Below are 1,732 nucleotides of genomic sequence, written 5' to 3' on the forward strand. Positions count from 1 at the left end.
GGACTATTCAGGCGAAACCGAAGAAATCGGCAAAAACGTCGGCGACGATTTGGCAGAAGGCAAACCTACCCTGCCATTGATTTACCTGATGCGAAACGGCTCCGAGCAGGCCGCCAACGATGTGCGCCACGCTTTGGAAAATGCCGACCGCAGCTATTTTGAAAAAATCCACGACTATGTCGTCAACTCCGATGCTTTGCCGTATTCGATTTCCGAAGCGAAAAAAGCCGTCGACAAAGCCATCGCTTCATTGAACGTGTTGACTGACAGCGAAGTCAAAGAAGCCATGATCCAACTGGCAAAAGAATCTTTGGCCCGAGTATCTTAAATTCGATGAATTTCAGCTTTGTCCCTTTGTTTCTGGTTACGCTGATTTTTTTGGGCGTCGTCAGCAACAACAACTCGATTACGATTTCGGCAGCGGTATTGCTGCTCATGCAGCAGACGGCCTTGTCACAATATCTTCCCTTGGTGGAAAAACACGGTTTGCATCTGGGCATCATCCTGCTGACCATCGGCGTATTGAGCCCGTTGGTTTCCGGTAAAATCCAGATTCCGCCGGTTTCCGAGTTTATCAATTTTAAAATGATTGCCGCCGTCCTTATCGGCATTTTGGTTGCATGGCTTGCCGGACGCGGCGTTCCATTGATGAGCGAACAGCCTGTTTTAGTAACCGGATTATTAATCGGCACAGTCATCGGCGTTGCCTTTGTCGGCGGCATTCCGGTCGGCCCTTTGATTGCCGCTGGCTTATTGTCTTTTTTTGCCGGAAAGGTTTAAAATCCCCTCCTTTACCGCCTCGCCATAGTTCAACGGATAGAACGTATGCCTCCTAAGCGTAAAATACAGGTTCGATTCCTGTTGGCGAGGCCACAGTTTCAATAAAAGCCTTTCATACTTTGAAAGGCTTTTTTATTATCAATAATAAAGGCCGTCTGAAACTTTTCAGACGGCCTTCTCATTTCGCCAAACCGTTAACCCGGACGACCATCCGAACGCGGACGGATCAACCAAGGAATATATTTCCATGCGTACAACAGCAAAGAAGCAGCAAACAAAGCGGCGGAGCAACGGATACTGTGCGTGTATGCCGTACCGTTCACAAAGGTTGCCAAAACACGGACAACCGTTGCGGCTATCATCAGCCAAAAGGCGACAGGAACCACTTTAGGCGGCGGATAAATAGAGTTGCCGGTATGGCCAAGCGCGGTTCGTGCCATCATGCCCAAAGTCAGCACGCCGATACCGCCAACGCCGATAAGGTGCACGCCCAAATTCAGGAAGTTTGAAATCCAATAAGAAAGACCGACTGCAATCAAGCCCAAGCCGGTAAACAGATAGCCGGCAAACAAAATCCAAAGCATAGGCTCTTTCAGTACAGCTTTATACCACCAGCGGTACACCTGCACGGTAAAAATCACACCGGCAGCCAGAGCAAACAACGCGGCCAGTCCCGGCAAAATGTTATGCGCCATCAGCATGGCGGTCAGCATAGGCAGCCAAAGCGATGCGTGCGCCACCCATTGAGGGCTGGGAATTTGCGGCACGTTCAGGCGTTTGGACGTAAAGAACGAGATAATCCGCATACCGATCAAACCGATAAACCCGGCCACCATAATCAAACCGGATTGCAAACCGGTCATCAGCGCAATGGCATCAAACGGCTGCACTTTCAGATGGAAGGCGAAATGGGTGCCGCCCAAAACAAAAATAGCGAACACGGCAACATAGT

At 49.8% G+C, this 1,732-nt stretch carries 3 protein-coding genes and 1 tRNA gene; 3 read left to right on the plus strand and 1 reads right to left on the minus strand.

Translation table 11 applies throughout. The annotated features are described in order from the left end of the window. From ACTHUE_RS17880 to ACTHUE_RS17890, 3 genes are all read left to right on the plus strand, one after another. On the plus strand, window positions 1-328 hold a 328-nt coding region (locus ACTHUE_RS17880), incomplete at its 5' end, for a polyprenyl synthetase family protein (RefSeq protein WP_440424090.1). A gap of 5 nt (window positions 329-333) precedes the next feature. Further along, entirely contained in the window at window positions 334-780 is a 447-nt protein-coding gene (locus ACTHUE_RS17885; protein ID WP_004518807.1) for a DUF441 domain-containing protein, read from the plus strand. An 18-nt stretch (window positions 781-798) separates the two neighbouring features. Then, a tRNA-Arg gene (locus tag ACTHUE_RS17890) sits at window positions 799-873 on the plus strand. Between the two features lie 101 nt (window positions 874-974). On the opposite strand, the gene ACTHUE_RS17895 is transcribed toward ACTHUE_RS17890, so the two are convergent. Beyond that, a partial coding sequence (locus ACTHUE_RS17895; RefSeq protein WP_440424091.1) for an NnrS family protein occupies window positions 975-1,732 on the minus strand: 758 nt, incomplete at its 5' end.

The organism is Neisseria sp. P0021.S005, from assembly GCF_051956955.1.

Excerpts from the sequence above, each read along its gene's own strand:
- ACTHUE_RS17885 (WP_004518807.1), top strand. The coding sequence starts at position 334 with ATGAATTTCAGCTTTGTCCCTTTGTTTCTGGTTACGCTGATTTTTTTG.